This is a genomic window from Bradyrhizobium sp., assembly GCF_035935975.1.
Taxonomy (GTDB): Bacteria; Pseudomonadota; Alphaproteobacteria; order Rhizobiales; family Xanthobacteraceae; genus Bradyrhizobium.
In genome coordinates this window covers 150,597-166,812 of sequence record NZ_DASYWN010000030.1, presented here as the reverse complement: position 1 = coordinate 166,812, position 16,216 = coordinate 150,597, and the positions used below count along the sequence as shown (strand labels likewise).

At 65.4% G+C, this 16,216-nt stretch carries 16 protein-coding genes; 5 read left to right on the top strand and 11 right to left on the bottom strand.

Going from position 1 to position 16,216, the window contains the following annotated elements:
* Positions 1-27: 27 nt before the first annotated feature.
* The 7 genes from VGR99_RS16680 to VGR99_RS16650 all read right to left on the bottom strand — a co-directional run bounded on the left by VGR99_RS16680 (position 28) and on the right by VGR99_RS16650 (position 8,620).
* Complete coding sequence (locus tag VGR99_RS16680) at positions 28-3,198, bottom strand: efflux RND transporter permease subunit (RefSeq protein WP_326899695.1); 3,171 nt, start codon at positions 3,196-3,198, stop codon at positions 28-30.
* Complete coding sequence (locus VGR99_RS16675; protein ID WP_326899694.1) at positions 3,195-4,586, bottom strand: efflux RND transporter periplasmic adaptor subunit; 1,392 nt, start codon at positions 4,584-4,586, stop codon at positions 3,195-3,197. The genes VGR99_RS16680 and VGR99_RS16675 overlap by 4 nt, the downstream gene beginning before the upstream one ends.
* An 83-nt stretch (positions 4,587-4,669) precedes the next feature.
* The gene (locus VGR99_RS16670; protein WP_326899693.1) at positions 4,670-5,062 is read right to left on the bottom strand and encodes a FixH family protein; all 393 of its coding nucleotides are present in this window, start codon (positions 5,060-5,062) and stop codon (positions 4,670-4,672) included.
* Between the two features lie 103 nt (positions 5,063-5,165).
* On the bottom strand, positions 5,166-5,531 hold the full coding sequence (locus VGR99_RS16665; RefSeq protein ID WP_326899781.1) for a hypothetical protein: 366 nt from the start codon (positions 5,529-5,531) through the stop codon (positions 5,166-5,168).
* A gap of 132 nt (positions 5,532-5,663) precedes the next feature.
* Entirely contained in the window at positions 5,664-6,641 is a 978-nt protein-coding gene (locus tag VGR99_RS16660; RefSeq protein ID WP_326899691.1) for a tripartite tricarboxylate transporter substrate binding protein, read from the bottom strand.
* A gap of 64 nt (positions 6,642-6,705) precedes the next feature.
* Positions 6,706-7,611, bottom strand: coding sequence for a VOC family protein (locus VGR99_RS16655; RefSeq protein ID WP_326899689.1), 906 nt, complete (start codon positions 7,609-7,611; stop codon positions 6,706-6,708).
* A 16-nt stretch (positions 7,612-7,627) separates the two neighbouring features.
* Positions 7,628-8,620 (bottom strand): zinc-dependent alcohol dehydrogenase family protein, encoded by a 993-nt coding sequence (locus VGR99_RS16650; RefSeq protein WP_326899688.1) that lies wholly within the window; start codon positions 8,618-8,620, stop codon positions 7,628-7,630.
* Positions 8,621-8,729: 109 nt separating this feature from the next.
* Here VGR99_RS16650 and VGR99_RS16645 point away from each other — a divergent pair, with 109 nt between their 5' ends.
* The 4 genes from VGR99_RS16645 to VGR99_RS16630 all read left to right on the top strand — a co-directional run bounded on the left by VGR99_RS16645 (position 8,730) and on the right by VGR99_RS16630 (position 12,198).
* Positions 8,730-9,431 (top strand): GntR family transcriptional regulator, encoded by a 702-nt coding sequence (locus VGR99_RS16645; protein WP_326899687.1) that lies wholly within the window; start codon positions 8,730-8,732, stop codon positions 9,429-9,431.
* Positions 9,432-9,526: 95 nt separating this feature from the next.
* Positions 9,527-10,390, top strand: a complete 864-nt coding sequence (locus VGR99_RS16640; RefSeq protein WP_326899686.1) for a fumarylacetoacetate hydrolase family protein — start codon at positions 9,527-9,529, stop codon at positions 10,388-10,390.
* A gap of 8 nt (positions 10,391-10,398) precedes the next feature.
* Positions 10,399-10,977, top strand: a complete 579-nt coding sequence (locus VGR99_RS16635; protein WP_326899684.1) for an amino acid synthesis family protein — start codon at positions 10,399-10,401, stop codon at positions 10,975-10,977.
* 168 nt (positions 10,978-11,145) lie between these two features.
* Positions 11,146-12,198 (top strand): phosphatase PAP2 family protein, encoded by a 1,053-nt coding sequence (locus VGR99_RS16630; protein WP_326899683.1) that lies wholly within the window; start codon positions 11,146-11,148, stop codon positions 12,196-12,198.
* Positions 12,199-12,439: 241 nt separating this feature from the next.
* Here VGR99_RS16630 and VGR99_RS16625 read toward each other — a convergent pair whose 3' ends face one another.
* Positions 12,440-13,267 (bottom strand): MBL fold metallo-hydrolase, encoded by an 828-nt coding sequence (locus tag VGR99_RS16625; RefSeq protein WP_326899681.1) that lies wholly within the window; start codon positions 13,265-13,267, stop codon positions 12,440-12,442.
* 93 nt (positions 13,268-13,360) lie between these two features.
* On the opposite strand from VGR99_RS16625, the gene VGR99_RS16620 reads away from it, so the two are divergent.
* The gene (locus VGR99_RS16620) at positions 13,361-14,221 is read left to right on the top strand and encodes a LysR family transcriptional regulator (RefSeq protein WP_326899679.1); all 861 of its coding nucleotides are present in this window, start codon (positions 13,361-13,363) and stop codon (positions 14,219-14,221) included.
* A gap of 42 nt (positions 14,222-14,263) precedes the next feature.
* Here VGR99_RS16620 and VGR99_RS16615 read toward each other — a convergent pair whose 3' ends face one another.
* The 3 genes from VGR99_RS16615 to VGR99_RS16605 all read right to left on the bottom strand — a co-directional run bounded on the left by VGR99_RS16615 (position 14,264) and on the right by VGR99_RS16605 (position 16,068).
* Complete coding sequence (locus tag VGR99_RS16615) at positions 14,264-15,022, bottom strand: alpha/beta hydrolase (RefSeq protein ID WP_326899678.1); 759 nt, start codon at positions 15,020-15,022, stop codon at positions 14,264-14,266.
* Positions 15,023-15,103: 81 nt separating this feature from the next.
* Positions 15,104-15,865, bottom strand: a complete 762-nt coding sequence (locus tag VGR99_RS16610; protein WP_326899677.1) for a hypothetical protein — start codon at positions 15,863-15,865, stop codon at positions 15,104-15,106.
* 14 nt (positions 15,866-15,879) lie between these two features.
* Positions 15,880-16,068: a hypothetical protein gene (locus VGR99_RS16605; RefSeq protein ID WP_326899676.1), complete on the bottom strand. Its 189-nt coding sequence runs from the start codon at positions 16,066-16,068 to the stop codon at positions 15,880-15,882.
* Positions 16,069-16,216: the final 148 nt, after the last annotated feature.

Here is a 16,216-nt window from a genome sequence, read left to right as displayed (position 1 = left end):
GAAACATTCGATCTCCGGTGACCCCACCTATTCCGCAGCCAGCGGCGTGCGCATCAGACGCTCATCCTCAATCGTCGCACGCTCGCCCGGCGGCAGGCCCCGTCCCTTCACCAGGCCGAAGATCGCGGGGATCACGATCAGCGTGAGCAGCGTCGACGACAGCATGCCGCCGATCATCGGCACCGCGATGCGCTGCATGATCTCCGATCCGGCGCCGGTGCTCCACATGATCGGCAGCAGACCGGCCATGATGGCGACCACGGTCATCATCTTTGGCCGGACGCGCTCGACGGCACCGACCATGATGGCGTCATTCAGATCGCGACGCGTGAGGCCCCTTCCTTCGGCGTCGCGCATGGCTTTCATCTCGGCCAATGCGTGATCGAGATAGATCAGCATCACGACGCCCGTCTCGGCGGCGACGCCGGCGAGCGCGATGAAGCCGACGGCGACGGCGACGGACAGATTGAAGCCGAGCCACCACATCATCCAGATGCCGCCGACCAGCGCGAACGGCAGCGACAGCATCACGATCAACGTCTCGGTCATCGACCTGAAATTCAGGTACAGCAGCAGGAAGATGATCGTCAGCGTGACCGGGACGACGACCTTCAGCCGCGCGGCCGCGCGCTGCAGATATTCGTACTGGCCGCTCCAGACCACGTAATGTCCGGGCGGAAACTGGATGCTGTCCGTCACCGCGCGCTGCGCGTCGGTGACGTAGCTGCCGATGTCGCGATCCCTGATGTCGACGTAGATATATGTCGAGAGCTGCCCGTTCTCGGTGCGGATCGACGTCGGCCCCCTCGCCGGCTCGACCTTGGCGACCTCGCCGAGCGGCACCGCACCGCCCGCCGGCATCGGCACCAGGATGTCGCTGGCGATCGCCGCGGGATTGTCCCTGAGGTCGCGCGGATAGCGCATGTTCACCGTGAAGCGCTGCCGGCCCTCCACGGTCGTCGTCACCGTCTGGCCGCCGAGCGCGGCGGCGATGGTGTCCTGAACGTCCTGGATCAGGATGCCGTAGCGGGCGAGCGCCGCGCGGTCCGGCACGATTTCGAGATAGTAGCCGCCGATGCCGCGCTCGGCGTAGGCCGACGAGGTGCCGGGCACGGCCTTGATGACGCGTTCGATCTGCTTCGCCAGCCTGTCGATCTCGACGAGATCGGTGCCCATCACCTTGACGCCGACGGGCGTGCGGATGCCGGTGGAGAGCATGTCGATGCGCGCCTTGATCGGCATGGTCCAGGCGTTGGAGACGCCCGGAAACTGCAACGCCTTATCCATCTCGGCGATCAGGCTATCGACGGTGACGCCGGCCCGCCACTGCTCCTGCGGCTTCAGATTGACGATCGTCTCGAACATTTCCGTCGGCGCGGGATCGGTCGCCGTCGCGGCGCGTCCTGCCTTGCCGTAGACCGAGGCGACTTCCGGGAAAGACTTGATGATCCGGTCCTGCATCTGCATCAGCTCGGCCGCCTTGGTGACCGAGATGCCGGGCAGCGTCGTCGGCATGTAGAGCAGCGTGCCTTCGTTCAGCGTCGGCATGAACTCGGTGCCGAGCTGCCGCGCCGGCCATATCGTCACCGCGAGCACGGCGAGCGATGCCAGGATCACCAGCGTCTTGGCGCGCAGAACGCCTGAGATCACGGGACGGTAGACCCAGATCAGGAAGCGATTGATGATGTTCCGGCTCTCCGGGACGATCCTGCCGCGGACGAAGATCACCATCAGCGCCGGCACCAAGGTGACGGACAGCAAGGCCGCCGCGGCCATCGAGAAGGTCTTGGTGAATGCCAGCGGGCTGAACAGCCGCCCCTCCTGCGATTCCAGCGTGAAGATCGGCATGAACGACACGGTGATGATCAGCAGGCTGAAGAACAGCGCGGGCCCAACCTCGGACGCGGCGTCGATCAGGACCTGGACGCGCGACTGATCGGGCCCGGCACGTTCGAGATGCTTGTGGGCATTCTCGATCATGACGATGGCGGCGTCCACCATGGCACCGATCGCGATCGCGATGCCGCCGAGACTCATGATGTTGGAGCCGAGCCCGAGCAGCTTCATGGCGCCGAACGCCATCAGCACGCCCACCGGCAGCATCAGGATCGCAACCAGCGCGCTGCGGACGTGCAGCAGGAACACGATGCAGACCAGCGCGACGACGATGCTCTCCTCGAACAAGGTATGCTTGAGGGTATCGATCGCCGCATAGATCAGGTTCGACCGGTCGTAGACCGGGACGATCTCGACCGACTTGGGAAGGCTGCTCGCGATCTCGTTGAACCGCTTCTTGACGTTCTCGATGACGTCGAGGGCATTGACGCCGAAGCGCTGCAGCACGATGCCGCTTGCGACCTCGCCCTCGCCGTTCAGCTCGGCGATGCCTCGCCGCTCGTCCGGACCAAGCTCGACGCTGGCGACGTCGCGCAGCAGCACCGGTGTGCCGTTGCTGGTCTTCAGCACGATGTTGCCGAGATCGTTGATGCTCTTGATGTAGCCCCTGCCGCGGATGACGTATTCGAACTCCGCAAGCTCGACGGTGCGGCCGCCGACATCGGAATTGCTGGCGCGGATCGCCTCGCGGATCTTCTGCATGCTGATGCCGCGGTCGCGCATCCGCTGCGGGTCGAGCACCACATTGTACTGCTTGACGAAGCCGCCGATGCCGGCGACCTCGGCGACGCCTTCGGCCTTGGCCAGCGCGAATTTCAGATTCCAGTCCTGGATCGTGCGGGTGTCCGCGAGGTTCAATTCCTTCGACATGACCGCATACTGATAGACCCAGCCGACGCCGGTCGCGTCGGGCCCGATGGTCGGGGCGACACCGGCGGGAAGCCGCGAGGCCGCGCCGTTGAGGAACTCCAGAACGCGCGAGCGCGCCCAGTAAATGTCGGTGCCGTCCTCGAAGATCACGTAGACGAACGACACGCCGAAGAAGGAGAAGCCGCGCACGACCTTTGATTTCGGCACGGACAGCATCGCCGTCGTCAGCGGATAGGTGACCTGATCCTCGATCACCTGCGGCGCCTGGCCGGGATATTCGGTGTAGACAATGACCTGCGTGTCCGAGAGATCCGGGATCGCATCCAGCGGCAGATGAACCAGCGCATAGAGGCCGGCGGCGGCGGCAAAGCCGGTGCCGAACAGGACCAGCAGCAGATTGCGCGCCGACCAGGCGATGATACGGGCGATCATTTGCGATCTCCCATCGTTTGGCCGGCGTCGGTGGCCCGTGGTGCGCCTTCCGCAAACCCCTTCAGCGCCGCCTTCAGATTGCTTTCTGCATCGATCAGGAAGTTGGCGGAGGTGACCACTGCCTCGCCATCGGCAAGACCATCCCGCACCTCGACGTAGCCGCCGCCGCGCCGGCCGAGCTTGACCTCCCGCGGCTCGAAGCGCCCTTCCCCCTTGTCGACGAGGACGGCCTGCCGGCTGCCGGTGTCGAGCACCGAACTATCGGGCACCGCCAGCACGGGCGCGGCATCGGCCGTGTCGATGTCGGCGTCGACATACATGTCCGGCAGCAATACGGCGTCCGGATTGGCGAGCTCGATCCTGACACGAACGGTTCGCGTGTCGCGGTTCACCTGCGGATAGACGAGTGCGATCCGGCCGGTGAAGGTCCGGCCGGGAAAGCTCCGCGCGCGCACCGCCACGGATTGTCCGACCGCGATGTTGCCGAGATCGCGTTCGGCGACATCGACCAGCGCCCAGACCACCGAGGTGTCGGCGATGCGGAACAGCACATCGCCGGGATTGGCACGCATGCCCTCGATCGCGTTGCGTTCGAGCACGACACCGTCGCGCGGCGCCGACCAGTGTATGGTGACGGGCGCGGTGTGCGTCCTGTCCATTTCCGCGATGGCGGATTCGGGAACGTCGAGATTGACCAGCCGCTGCCGCGCGCCGCGACCATACATCTCGACGCCGCCGACCGTCCTGGAGGTGATGGTCGCGAGATATTCGGCGGAAGCGGAGACGACCGCCGAGCTGTAGATTTCCATCAGCGGCTGGCCAGCCTTCACGCGCGTGCCGGTGGTCACATCGGAGACCTTCTGCACGAAACTCTCGGCGCGCATCGCGATGACGGACACGCGGCGCTCATCGAGCTGGATCGTGCCGGGCGCCCTCACCGACACGCGGATCGCGCGCCGCGCGACCGGCTCGGATTTCACGCCGGTACGCTGGATCTTGCCGGGCGAGAGCTTGACCGTGCCGTCGTCGGCATCGTCGCCTTCGTAGACGGGGACATAGCTCATCCCCATCGGGTCCTTCTTCGGCACGGGCGAGGTATCCGGCAGGCCCATGGGATTGCGGTAGTAGAGGATTTTTCGCGAGGGCTGCGCCTGCTGCGGCTTCGTCTCCGCCGGGAGCGCCTGCGCGTCGTCATAGACCGGCAGATAGTCGCGCCCGCGGTCGTCCTTCTTCGGGCCTGCGGACCATAGCGGCGCGCCTGAGGGGTCGCGGTAGTACAGCGGCGCTCGGTCCGCGGCAGATGCAGGCGGGGCGAACTCGCCACTCGAGCATGCGAGGACGAGGCCACTGCCCAGCACAAGAGTCGTCAGAAGACGCAGCGTTTTCATGGCGTGTCTCCGCGCGCCCGGGAGCGCGCGTCCGTGTCAATGGAAAGGGGAATGTCGGGCGCCGCCGGGCAGCGCCCGAACGCTCACTTGGTCGCCGTGACGATCACCTTGCCGGTGACGGTCTCCGCTTCGCCCTGCACCTTCGCGGACAGTGTCACCTGGTAACGGCCGGCCATCGGCAGGTCCGTCCTGAAGGCGTAGACGCCAGGCTCCTTCGACGGCAGCGGAGCGACAGCCGATTCCATCTCGGCCATCCCGTCCGGGGCCATGTCGACGCGGGTCTTGAAGATGACGGCGTCCGGCACCGGCTTGCCGGTCTGCTTGTTGGTCAGGCGAACAGCGAGCGTGACGTCGTCGCCCTTCTTCATCTGCGGAGTGACGGGCTCGAAATTGTAGTCGCCGGCGCCCGCCATCGCGGCGGAAGCGGCAAGCGAAAGGGTGGCGGCAATAGCCGCGGTGCTGAATTTGGAAAGCATTGTCCAGTCCTCATGAATTGATCTTCCGCCGTGGCGCGTCACGCGCGCACGTCTGTCGTCGTCGCGAGCAGGCACACCGCTCGCGCCGTCAGGCTTTGCGAGATCAGATTCGAGGAGGTCGGAAGGGAGGACTGCCGCTGCGGTGAGAGGCAACCTGATCCTCGGGGATGGCCATCTTGCCCGCCGCAACGGCAAGATGTTCGAAGGCGACGGGCCTGATGTCGCCCAGCGCAATCATTCCGCCGATGCAGCAGAAACCCATCCCGCACTTGTAGCCGCCGGTGGGCGAGCCCGGTCCCTTCACGTCAGGACAACACTCGTCCATCGACATGTCGGCATCGCCGCCCATCTGCATGGTCGCCTGCATGTCGCCCGACGACATCGCGAGCCCGGCCGCGGACGCACCAACGGGCAGCATCGCCAGGGATATGGCGACGGCAAATGCCAGGATGGTACGAATGAACCGCATCGATGAAGACTTACCCTTTGGTCCGGAACTTTGCCTGACTAACATACTCCGGCGCCGGAAGCAGTCCTTGATCCGGGTCAAGCATTCGTGACCGGGGGCGCCCTCGCCGAGCAATGTTGCGATGCCGGCGGCTCAGATCTTCGGGATCTTCGCCCGCTCCACCACGGCCGACCATTTGGCGATCTCGGCCTCGATCAGCGCCTTCATCTCCTCCGGCGAGCTGCCGCGGACCTCGCCGCCGACGGCCGTCTCCAGGCGCTGCCTGACGTCGGGGTCCTTCAGCACCTCGAGCGTTGCGGCATTGAGCGTCGCCATGATCGCGGGCGGCGTTCCCTTCGGCGCCAGCAGGCCGGCCCAGGTGCGCACGTCATATCCCTTGATGCCGGCCTCCTGGACGCTGGGCACATCGGGCAACAACGCGGTGCGCGCCGGCGAGGTCACCGCGAGGCCGCGGATCCCGCCGCTCTGGATCTGCGGGGCCAGCAGCACGGGCGTGCCGACGATGACAGGGACCTCGCCGCCGAGCAGCGCGGTGACCGACTGCGCATCGCCGCGATAGGGCACATGCACGATCTCGACGCCGGCGGTCGCGTTCAGCAGCTCTCCGGCAAGATGATGCGTGCTGCCGAAGCCGACCGATCCGAAGCTGAGCGCGCCGGGCTTCTCCTTGGCCATCGCAATGAGATCGCCAAGCGATTTCGCCGGGTGGTCGCTGCGCACGGCGATGACCAGCGCGTAATACACCACGGTCGAGATCATCTCGAAGCTCTCCGCCGGCTGGTAGGCGAGGCTCTTGTAGGTCGCCGCGGAAATCGCGTGGGCGCCGGTGACGAGGCCGAGCGTGTAGCCGTCGGGCGCCGCCTTCGCGATCGCATCGGCCGCGATGTTGCCGCCGGCGCCGGGCTTGGCCTCGACGATGATGGGTTGACCGAGCTTCTTCGAGAGTCCGTCGGCGACGATGCGCGACAGCGTGTCGGCGGCGCCGCCCGCGGCAAATCCGTGCAGCAGCCGGATCGGGCGCGACGGATAATTGTCCGCCGGCACTGGGGTGGTCGCAAGACAACCGCCCAGCAGAAAAATGGCCGCAGCAAGCCGCTTCATCCGTCGCATGGATGCGTCTCCCTTTTTGATTGTTCTATCGTTGGCCGCAACGCGTGCGGCGTTCTTCAGGTCGCTAGCGCGCGAACTCCGTGCATTCAGGTGAAGGCGGCATGCCCCAGACGTCGCGCGGCAGGCCGACCCACACTTTCGGCCGCTGCGGACGATCGCGGTGCCACGGACGCGGCTCGAAATAGCCGAGCTCCTCGTCTGTCATGCGGTCGAGATCGCAGAACAGCTCGACCAGATGCCCGTCGGGATTGCGGTGATAGATCGCCGTGTTGTGCCCGGGACCATGACGAACCGGCCCCCAGAGCACCGGCAGCTTGTGCCGCGCCAGATGATCGCAGGCTTGATGCATGTGGGCGGGCCCTCGCAGCTCGAAGGCGAAATGATGCAGGCTGCGCACAGAGGCACGCGCAAAATTCAGCGTGTGATGCTCGAAGCCGCTGCGCATGAAGACGAAGCGATCTTCGATCCAGTCGGAGACCCGCAAGCCCATGACATTTGCATAGAACTCCGAGGCCGCCTGCGGATCGGGTGTGCGAAGCGCAACATGGCCGAGCTTGGTGACGGCGAGCGCACCGATCCGCTCCTGCGCGGGCGTCGGCGTCCAGCCCTGGATCAGCTCGAAGCGCGTTCCTTCGGGATCGCTGAACGACAGCAGCCGGGAAATGCCGGGCGAGGAATCGCTGTGAAGCTCGGGCCGCAGGTCGGCCTGCTTGAGCGCGGCACCCAGCGCCTCGATCTGGACGTGGGGCGAGATCTCGAAGGCGATGCTTTTGAGCGCGGCCTCGCCGGGCTCGATCACCAGCGAGAGCTGCTCGGAATCGTTGGCGAGGAACAAACGTCTTCCATCGCGGGCGACGAGACCAAGCCCGATCACGCCGCGATAATAGTCGAGCAGCCGTTCCGGATCGGGCGAGGTGAAGGTCGCGTGCCGCAGCCGGGTGAAGCGCGCAATGGGTGCTTGTGTGGTCATCGGTGCATCCATCCCCTCATGGCGTCATGATGATCTTGCCGAGCGCGGAGCCCTGCTCCAGCAGCGTATGCGCTTTCCCGACCTCGTCGAGCTTCAGCACCGCCGAGATCGCCGGCTTGATCGCATTGCGGCTCAGCGCGTCGATCACGCTGCGCATCAGGGCGCGGCGGCCGTCGCGATCATGGTCGTAGATGTGGAAGGAGAAGCAGCGGATCGCCGGACAGATGTCGAGATGGTCGCGCATCGCCGCCATCAAATTCTCTTCCGGCAATCCGGCAAAGGCGTTGTAGGACAGCAGCGTGCCCCATTTGCCGAGCGCGCCGAGATAGGCGGTGAACTCGGGCCCGCAGACGTGGTCGAGCACGAGGCCGACGCCCTCGCCGCCCGTCAACTCGCGCGTCCGCGCCACCACATCCTCGCTTCGGTAGAAGATGATGTGGTCGGCGCCGTTCGCCTTCGCGAATGCGGCCTTCTCCTCGGTCGAGACCGTGCCGATCACGGTCATCCCGGCGAGCTTGGCCAGTTGCACCAGCGCGGTGCCGACGCCGCCGGCAGCGCCGATCACCAGCACGCTCGCGGGTGCGCGCGGATGGCGGCACTCGTGCAGCAGCGCGTAGGCGACCTGGTAGTTCGACAGGCACACGGCCGCCTGCAGATCGACATGGTCGGGCAACACATGGACGGCGTCAGCCGGCGCCACCACGTAATCGGCGTAGCAGCCGCCGCGCTGGGACAGATCGCGCGCGCTCAGCAGCACCTTCTGACCGACGGCAAGGCCTTCGACGCCGGGGCCGAGCGCAGAGATGCGGCCCGCGACGTCGTTACCGGGATTGGCCGGCAAAGGCGGCATCCATTTGTAGACACCGCGCCGGATCAGCACGTCGGGCTGCCCGACGCCGAACGCCTCGGCCCGGATCTGCACCTGCCCTGCGGCCGGCACAGGCACCGGAAGCTCGACCACCTCAAGTGCATCCGGCCCGCCCGGCTGACGCACCAGCACTGCCCTCATGATTCCATTGCTCCCCAGACCATATTTTCGAAAATCATATCGTTTACGAAAATTATTGCAAGATGGTCGTTGGCGCGGCATCTTGAGGCATCGATTCATTGGCTGAGCCATGCCCGACAGCGCCATTCGCCCCCGCAAGGAATTCGGCAAGACCATCGCCGCCGACATCACCCATCGGCTGCGCGAGGAGATCATCGCCTGCGCCCTGCCGCCGGGCGAGCCACTGCGCTTCGACGTCCTGCGCGAACGGTTCGGCGCGAGCTTTACGACGCTGCGCGAGGCGCTGACCGCGCTCGCGGCGGAAGGGCTGGTCGACGCGCAGGAGCAGCGCGGATTTCGCGTGGCGCCGGTCAGCCGTCAGGATCTGGTCGAGGTCACCGACGCCAGGGTGCTGATCGAGGTGGAATTGATCCGCCGCGCGATCGAAAAGGGCGATGACGATTGGGAGATCGCGGTCATCTCGACGCTGCACCGTCTAAAGCGGATCGAGCAGCGCGATCCCGAGCATCCGCTGCGCGACCCCGAATGGAAGATCGCCCATCGCCAGTTCCACGAGGCGCTGGTCTCGGCCTGCGGCTCGGCGACGCTGCTCGCCATTCGCGCCGAGCTGTTCGACCGCGCCGAGCGCTACCGGCATCTGTCGGCCGGTTTCCGGCCACGGCCGCGCGACAAGGCCGGCGAGCACCAGGCGATCATGCAGGCCGCGATCTCGCGCAATGCCGATCTCGCCGTGCAACTGATCGAGACGCATATCCGTTCGACCTCCGACAACGTCGCCAAATACGCCGCCCACCTGCTCGATGCAGAATAGGCCGGAGCTGCATTTTCGCACCGGTGGGCTTGCGCGCCCGCCGATTTTCGAAAATAATACACCAGATCGAAAATCATAACCTTGGGGCGAAAACCATGAAGCTGCTGTCGTTCTTAGACGGAAACCGGGAAAGCTGGGGGGCCGTTGTCGAAAACGGTGTCGTGGACCTCGGCCGCGCCCTGCCCCAGTACCCCACGCTCGCGGACTTCCTCGGCAGCGACGACTATGCGCGGCGCGCGGCCATCGTCGCCGCCCACAAGCCCACGCTGGCGCTGAGCGACCTCAAATATCTGCCGGTGATCCCGCGGCCCGAGAAGATCGTCTGCGCCGTGCGCAATTATCTCGACCACCACAACGAGGCGGTCGCGTTCGGCATGAAGCGCGAGATCACGGAATTTCCGCCGATCTTCCTGCGGGTCTGGCGTTCCCAGGTCGCGCACAACGCGCCGGTGATCCGGCCGAAAGTGTCGGACAATTTCGACTGGGAGGGCGAGCTCGCCGTCGTCATCGGCAAGGGCGGCCGCCACATCAGCCAGGCAGACGCCTGGAGCCACGTCGCGGGCTACTCGATCTACAACGACGTCAGCGTGCGCGACTGGCAGCGCCATGCGCAGCAGATCGCTTCCGGCAAGAACTTCGTCGGCACCGGCCCGTTCGGACCGTGGCTGGTCACGCCGGACGAGATCGGCGATCCCACCAAGCTGAAGCTCGAGACGCGCGTCAACGGCGCGGTGGTGCAGTCCTCGGACACGTCGATGCTGATCTTCTCGATCCCGCGGCTGATCGAATATTGCTCGACCATCTTCGACCTCGTCCCCGGCGACGTCATCGCCACCGGCACGCCGGCCGGCGTCGGCTTCACCCGCAAGCCGCCGGTCTTCCTCAAGCCCGGCGACGTGGTCGAGGTCGAGATCGAGAATATCGGCGTGCTGCGCAACCCCGTCGTCGACGAAGCCTAGAGCCGCCCATGTCGCACGACATTCGCAAGACCGCGCTCAGCGTCGAGACGATCCGGCATGAGCGCGGCCCGCTTCTGGAGACGCCGCTGCTCGTCGGCACCGCCATCGCGGTGATCCGCAATCCCTTCGCCGGCCGCTACGAACCGGACCTGATGCCGTTCCAGGCGTCCTTGCGTGAGCTCGGACGCGAGCTCGCGAGCGGGCTGATCGCACAGCTCGGCGGCGCCGCGCGCATCGAGGCCTATGGCAAGGGCATCATCGTCGGCGAAGACGGCGAGCTCGAGCACGGCGCCGTCTGGCACGAGGCCGGCGGCCACGGCATGCGCGAGGTGCTCGGCCAGCCCAAGGCGATCGTGCCGGCGGCTAAGACCATTGGCGGCGCCGGCACGCGCCTGATGGTGCCGCTCGGTCACATCCATGCCGCCTATGTCCGCAGCCATTTCGGCACCGCGGAGATGACGCTGTGGGATGCGCCGCGGCGCGACGAGATCGCCTTCGGGCTCGTGATGGCCACCGGCGGCCGCCCCCACGCCCGCATCGGCGGCCTCAAGGCGTCCGACATCTCCGTGCATGACGGGCAGCGCTGACGGCGCGGCGCGCGCTCAATGCGCGCCGCGGGGAAATCGACAGCAATAAAGCGTTCACTACAAGACACACTTGTAGGGTCGCAGTAATGCAACCTTTTGGCGTCCATGCTAAACCAGAGGATGAAATGATTTGTCGCAACACCCTCGTGTAGCGAATGGAATGCCGGAATGCCCAGCATATCAACTGTCGCGCGATGGATCGGATCGTCGAATCGCGACGGAATGCTGGGGCATCCGAAGGTTACGACTCCGGTCCAGCGGCACAGCGAGGCCACGCCTCATGCGTTGATCGAACGATCCTGCTGGCTGATCGGCATCCTCGCGAGCGGCCTGGCGATATTTCTGCTCTCGACGCTCGGCGTCACGGTGGAGATCCGAAGCCTCGTTCTGTCGCTGGTTCCGATGTCGTTCCTGGTTGCCATCCGTCTCGTCTACGGGACGTGGCGGCCGGCACCGGTTCTGTCGAACATCGGCGGTGCGGTCGCCGTTCTTTTCCTCTCGATAGGAATGGCCGGAATCATCAGCCTTGTCGGGCTGCGGTACCACTACCCCCTGATCGACAACGCGCTCGCGAAGAGCGACCGTTCACTCGGAATCGATCTGCCCGCGACGATCTCCTGGTTCGCCGCTCACCCCGCTCTGTCTACTCTTCTCGGCCTCGCCTACGACAGTTCCTTCCTTCAATTGCTGGGACTGGTTGTCCTGCTTCCCTGCCTCCGTCGCATGGACAAGCTCTGGGAGCTGGCATTCGTCTGCAGTCTCACCATTGTCGCCTCCACCACGATTTCGATTTTCTGGCCTGCGATCGGCGCTTTCGCCTATTTCGACTATCCGACCGACATCCTCGAAAAACTGCCAACGGACGCGGGGACATATCATCTCGCGAAGTTCGAGTATTACAGGAACGCAGCCGCGCCCGTGCTGTCCTTTAACAGCCTTCAGGGCGTCGTGACTTTCCCTTCGTTTCACTGCTGCCTTGCATTGATGACGATCTTCGCCGTGGTCGGCACCGGATGGCTGTTCCGGATTGTCGCGGCCTGGAACGTTCTTGTGATGATATCGACGCTGCCGATCGGAGGTCACTACGTCACTGACCTGGCCGGGGGCGCGTTGTTGTGGCTGGCCTGTCTCTCACTGGCTGTCATGCTGCGCAGATGGAGCGCCCGCGAACCGATCCCCGGCGATCGGCTGGTTGCAGCCGAGGCAGGTATCGCGACATGACGCGGGAAAGCCAGGAACGCGCGGACCTGGCGCCCGAAAGCAGGGCCGCCGACAAGGGGGCAAGCCGCGACGGCATGTTTTGCACTCGGCCCGCTGGTGTTCAGCACGGCTCGCAGCCTGACATCGTCTCATCGCACCGCTAGAGCCTTTCCCGTTCCGATGGAATCGGAACGGGGCTCTAGCTTCTTGTTTTGACGCGTTTTCTTGACGCGAACCGGTATCCACTTCGCTCGAAAACGCTCTAATGCGCGCCGCACCGGCAGCGCTCGTAATCGACGGGATCATGGCTGTTGACGATCCTGACGCGGTCGCCGTGCTCCAGCTTCAGCGCGCGCAGCCGCGCCTGGTTGGCGATCCGCATCTTGCGGTCCATGTCGCCCTTGCGCTGGAAATAGCCGAGCATCAGCGGCACGCGGGGCGATGCGTCGAGCTGGGCGTGGTGGAAATAGCTGTCGCCGGCATGCAGCAGCCAGGTGTCGCCTGATCGCACCGCGATGCCGCAATGGCCGAGCGTGTGGCCGGCGAGCGGGATCATCAGGATGTCGGCTTCGGTGTCACCGAGCGCGCGCACGCCCTTGAAGCCGAACCAGCCCTCGCCGGCTTCGCCATAGAATGCCCAGCGCGGACCATGGCTCCACTGCCCAGTGACATAGCGTCCTGCGGGCGGCGCGGGCTTGCGCTCTACCGCCATGTCATATTCGGCGCGATGGACGTGAATCGCGGCACGCGGGAAATCAGGCACGCCGCCGGCGTGGTCGCGGTCGAGATGCGTCAGCAGCACGTGCCGCACATCGTCGGGCGAATAGCCGAGCGCCCTCACCTGCTCCACCGCCGTCTCCGAAGGATCGAGTCTTGGCGCGGTCTGGCGCACCCACCGCCGTCCCAGCCGTTCGGGTGTCGTGATATCGCCGAGCCCGATGCCGGTGTCGACCAGGGCGAGCCCGTCATTCGTCTCCATCAGCAGACAATGACAGACCATACGCGCGCGCTGGAACAGGCTGCCGGTGCCGTTGACGAGACGGCGGCCGATCGGACACATCGTGCCGGTGTTGAGGTGGTGGATCTTCATCGCGCGTCCCCGCTGTTGTGACGGGAGCGTTCTTGCCAGCCGGTAATCCATAGGTAAAATATCGAGTATTGATCATATCTCTAGGTTTATCCTATGGACATCCGCGAGCTTCGCTACTTCGCCGCCGTCTACCGCGAGCGCAATCTGACCGCGGCGGCGCGCGCATGCTTCGTGTCGCAGCCGTCGATCTCGACCGCGATCACCCATCTGGAAGCCGAACTCGGCACCACGCTGTTCATTCGGCACAAGAAGGGCGTCGCACCGACCGCCTCGGCCGAGCAGTTTCACACCCTCGCCCGCCGCATCATCGACGAGACCGACGCGGCGCGCAGCCTGTTCAGGAAGCCCGCGACCAAGACCACGCTCACGCTCGGCCTGATGCGCACGCTCGACGTACCCCGGACGATCGCGCTGTTGAAGCCGCTGACGGCGCGCAGCGACATCGCGCTCCGCCTCGTCGGCAGCGACGAGCGCGCGGATGCAAGGATCATCTCGAAGAGCATGCTGCGCTCGGACGAGCAGTTCGTTTCGCTGTGGAGCGAACGCTATGTGGCCGCGCTGCCGCCGTCACATCCGCTGACGCTGAAGGAGAAGCTCCGGACCGCCGATCTCGCCGGCGTTCCCTTGATCGACCGTTGCCATTGCGAGCAGAGCGAATTCTTCGGCCGTGCCGCACAGCGACGTCAGACCGCCGCGATCGCGCAATCGGAGGACTGGGCGATGGCGCTGGTCGCCGCCGGCGTCGGCATCGCCATCGTCCCGGAAGGCGTGGCGCGCGGCAATCCTGACGTCGCCGTGCGCGAGATCGACGTCAAGGTGAAGCGCGACGTCGGCCTCGCCTACCGCGCGTCCGTGCCACTGGCAGACGCGCTGAAGGATTTTGTCGGAAAGCTGCAGAAGCAGCGGCGCGAGCCTGATCGGAGCGCGCGCAAGGCTTCTGATCGAAGGCGCTGACCGCCCCCGGGAGCAACTGGCGCACATCGCCAGCATGTAACCTCAAACGGAATCGACGGTGGGCTCGCAGTTGAAGGCCTCACAAAATTGCTCGATCACGTCGACCGCCGCATCGACGTGGGTTGCCAAAAGCATGTGCGGCGCATCCAACCAGCACACTTGACTACCAGATCTGGCCGCGACGACCTCGTCGACATACTTCCTGCTCACGAGACGATCGGAGCGCCCATGTAGGCAGAGGACGGGACATGCGATTCCGCCTAATCTGTCGCGCTTGTCGACACGAAGCACCTCTTGTGCCCGTGTCCGGAGAATCTCTCTCGGCAACGCATTGAGAACTTGCCGGAGACGCACCTTGAGTTCTGGTGTCGCCGCCGATCCCATGAGGGCGGCAACGATGATACTTGTCGGTATCCATTTGAGATCAAGCAGCGGAGTGAGCGCCATAAGACTGGCCGGCAGCGGATGCCGCGCAAAGCTGGACGCGAGAACAAGCCCGGCAACCCGCGTGACCGTCGCGGCGATCTCGATCGCGATCGGTCCAGAAAACGACTCGCCGAGAACAACGAAGCGACCGCTTGGCAAGCGCTCCCCGACATAAGCGGCGAGTTGATCGTAGCCGAGAACGCAATCAGTGGGATACCCCACGAGCTGAACCGAACGATGCGCCGACAAGCGTTCGGCCAACGGCCTCAGCAATTCCCCCGTTCCGTCCATCCCCGGCAACAAGACGATCGCGGTATTATCAGGTATCTGCATGCTGTGGTTGTAGCACTCGCGGGCGAGAAACTCGATTGGCATTCCTCGCGCGCTGATGCGCTGTGGTATTCGAGCAAGACCGGTAACGCCCCCTAGCGGATGAGCAGACCTCGAGCGAACCGCTCAGCCCTTCGAAACCACCGCCCGCCCGTAGGGCGGCTGCGATGCGACCGGCGGGTTGGCGGTCTGGGCGGCGAGCTCGCCGATCAGGCGGTCGGCGTCGGCGGCCATGGGATCGGGCGCCTGGAGTACCAGGCGCTCCAGCGCCCACCGATAGGAGGAGACGCGCTGCTCGAGGGACTGCTGCACCCACTGGATGATCAGCGAGTTCTCCTGCATGCGCGCGACCGCGTCATCCCTCTCCCTCGGCGAGAGGGCGGACATGCGCGCCATGGTGGCATCGCGCTTCCTGTCGAGATCGATGACGCGGATCGCGGAGGCGAAGAACGGCTCGAAGCGCGTGGTGTCGTTGCGCACGTCCTCGATCAGCTGTGCATAGCGCGAGGAGTGCGAGCGATGCGGCTCGTCGATCAGCGTACGGCCGTACATGGTGCGGTCGAACACGACCTTCTGGTGCCACGGGGCCGGCAGGGCCCTGTAGTCGCCGAACACGCTCTTCCATGCGGGGCGCGAGAGGGGCGGCTCGATCATGGGATAGGCGAGGTCGCGAAGCTGGCGCTCCTCGTCGGTGAGCTGGAATTGCGAAGCTTTCAGGCCGAGACTGCCGGTGGCCTCGGCGCCGAGCCAGCGATGCATGTCGTCGCTGCGCATGTCCGCGCGGGTGCGGCCGAAATCGCCGCCGCTGCAGGCGCCCAGCGTCGCGCCGAGCAGCGCGAGCAGGACGGCCGAGAAGAAGGGCCGGATATGGCGGAGAGTGTCCGGCATTGCAAAGTCCGGAACTAGCGGCGGCGACGACGGCGCCCCGGCGCTGTGCCCTGCTCCGGCCCGCGATCGCCGCTGGTTTCGTCGCTCTCGCGCTCGATACGGATGACGGGGAGAATCAGAACAGTCCCCATGTCCGCGCGTGGTGTGACGTCCCCCGACGAGCCTACCCGGCGACCGGCCGGAAATTCGATGATGGTCCCCATGTCAGCTCTCTCAATTGCCGCGCGATGAAATACACCTCTGCAACATGGCGATCATTAAGATCAGTTCATGGTTAACGGGGTGTAAACAGGCCCGCCGGACCGTAACCGCACGGACCTTAGCGCCGGTCCCGTTGCGGCACGAGAAGCC

What these genes read in the sequence shown, in the direction of transcription:
- VGR99_RS16680 (WP_326899695.1), bottom strand. Translation starts at nt 3,198, where the DNA reads ATGATCGCCCGTATCATCGCCTGGTCGGCGCGCAATCTGCTGCTGGTC.
- VGR99_RS16675 (WP_326899694.1), bottom strand. Translation starts at nt 4,586, where the DNA reads ATGAAAACGCTGCGTCTTCTGACGACTCTTGTGCTGGGCAGTGGCCTC.
- VGR99_RS16670 (WP_326899693.1), bottom strand. Translation starts at nt 5,062, where the DNA reads ATGCTTTCCAAATTCAGCACCGCGGCTATTGCCGCCACCCTTTCGCTT.
- VGR99_RS16665 (WP_326899781.1), bottom strand. Translation starts at nt 5,531, where the DNA reads ATGCGGTTCATTCGTACCATCCTGGCATTTGCCGTCGCCATATCCCTG.
- VGR99_RS16660 (WP_326899691.1), bottom strand. Translation starts at nt 6,641, where the DNA reads ATGCGACGGATGAAGCGGCTTGCTGCGGCCATTTTTCTGCTGGGCGGT.
- VGR99_RS16655 (WP_326899689.1), bottom strand. Translation starts at nt 7,611, where the DNA reads ATGACCACACAAGCACCCATTGCGCGCTTCACCCGGCTGCGGCACGCG.
- VGR99_RS16650 (WP_326899688.1), bottom strand. Translation starts at nt 8,620, where the DNA reads ATGAGGGCAGTGCTGGTGCGTCAGCCGGGCGGGCCGGATGCACTTGAG.
- VGR99_RS16645 (WP_326899687.1), top strand. Translation starts at nt 8,730, where the DNA reads ATGCCCGACAGCGCCATTCGCCCCCGCAAGGAATTCGGCAAGACCATC.
- VGR99_RS16640 (WP_326899686.1), top strand. Translation starts at nt 9,527, where the DNA reads ATGAAGCTGCTGTCGTTCTTAGACGGAAACCGGGAAAGCTGGGGGGCC.
- VGR99_RS16635 (WP_326899684.1), top strand. Translation starts at nt 10,399, where the DNA reads ATGTCGCACGACATTCGCAAGACCGCGCTCAGCGTCGAGACGATCCGG.
- VGR99_RS16630 (WP_326899683.1), top strand. Translation starts at nt 11,146, where the DNA reads ATGCCCAGCATATCAACTGTCGCGCGATGGATCGGATCGTCGAATCGC.
- VGR99_RS16625 (WP_326899681.1), bottom strand. Translation starts at nt 13,267, where the DNA reads ATGAAGATCCACCACCTCAACACCGGCACGATGTGTCCGATCGGCCGC.
- VGR99_RS16620 (WP_326899679.1), top strand. Translation starts at nt 13,361, where the DNA reads ATGGACATCCGCGAGCTTCGCTACTTCGCCGCCGTCTACCGCGAGCGC.
- VGR99_RS16615 (WP_326899678.1), bottom strand. Translation starts at nt 15,022, where the DNA reads ATGCCAATCGAGTTTCTCGCCCGCGAGTGCTACAACCACAGCATGCAG.
- VGR99_RS16610 (WP_326899677.1), bottom strand. Translation starts at nt 15,865, where the DNA reads ATGCCGGACACTCTCCGCCATATCCGGCCCTTCTTCTCGGCCGTCCTG.
- VGR99_RS16605 (WP_326899676.1), bottom strand. Translation starts at nt 16,068, where the DNA reads ATGGGGACCATCATCGAATTTCCGGCCGGTCGCCGGGTAGGCTCGTCG.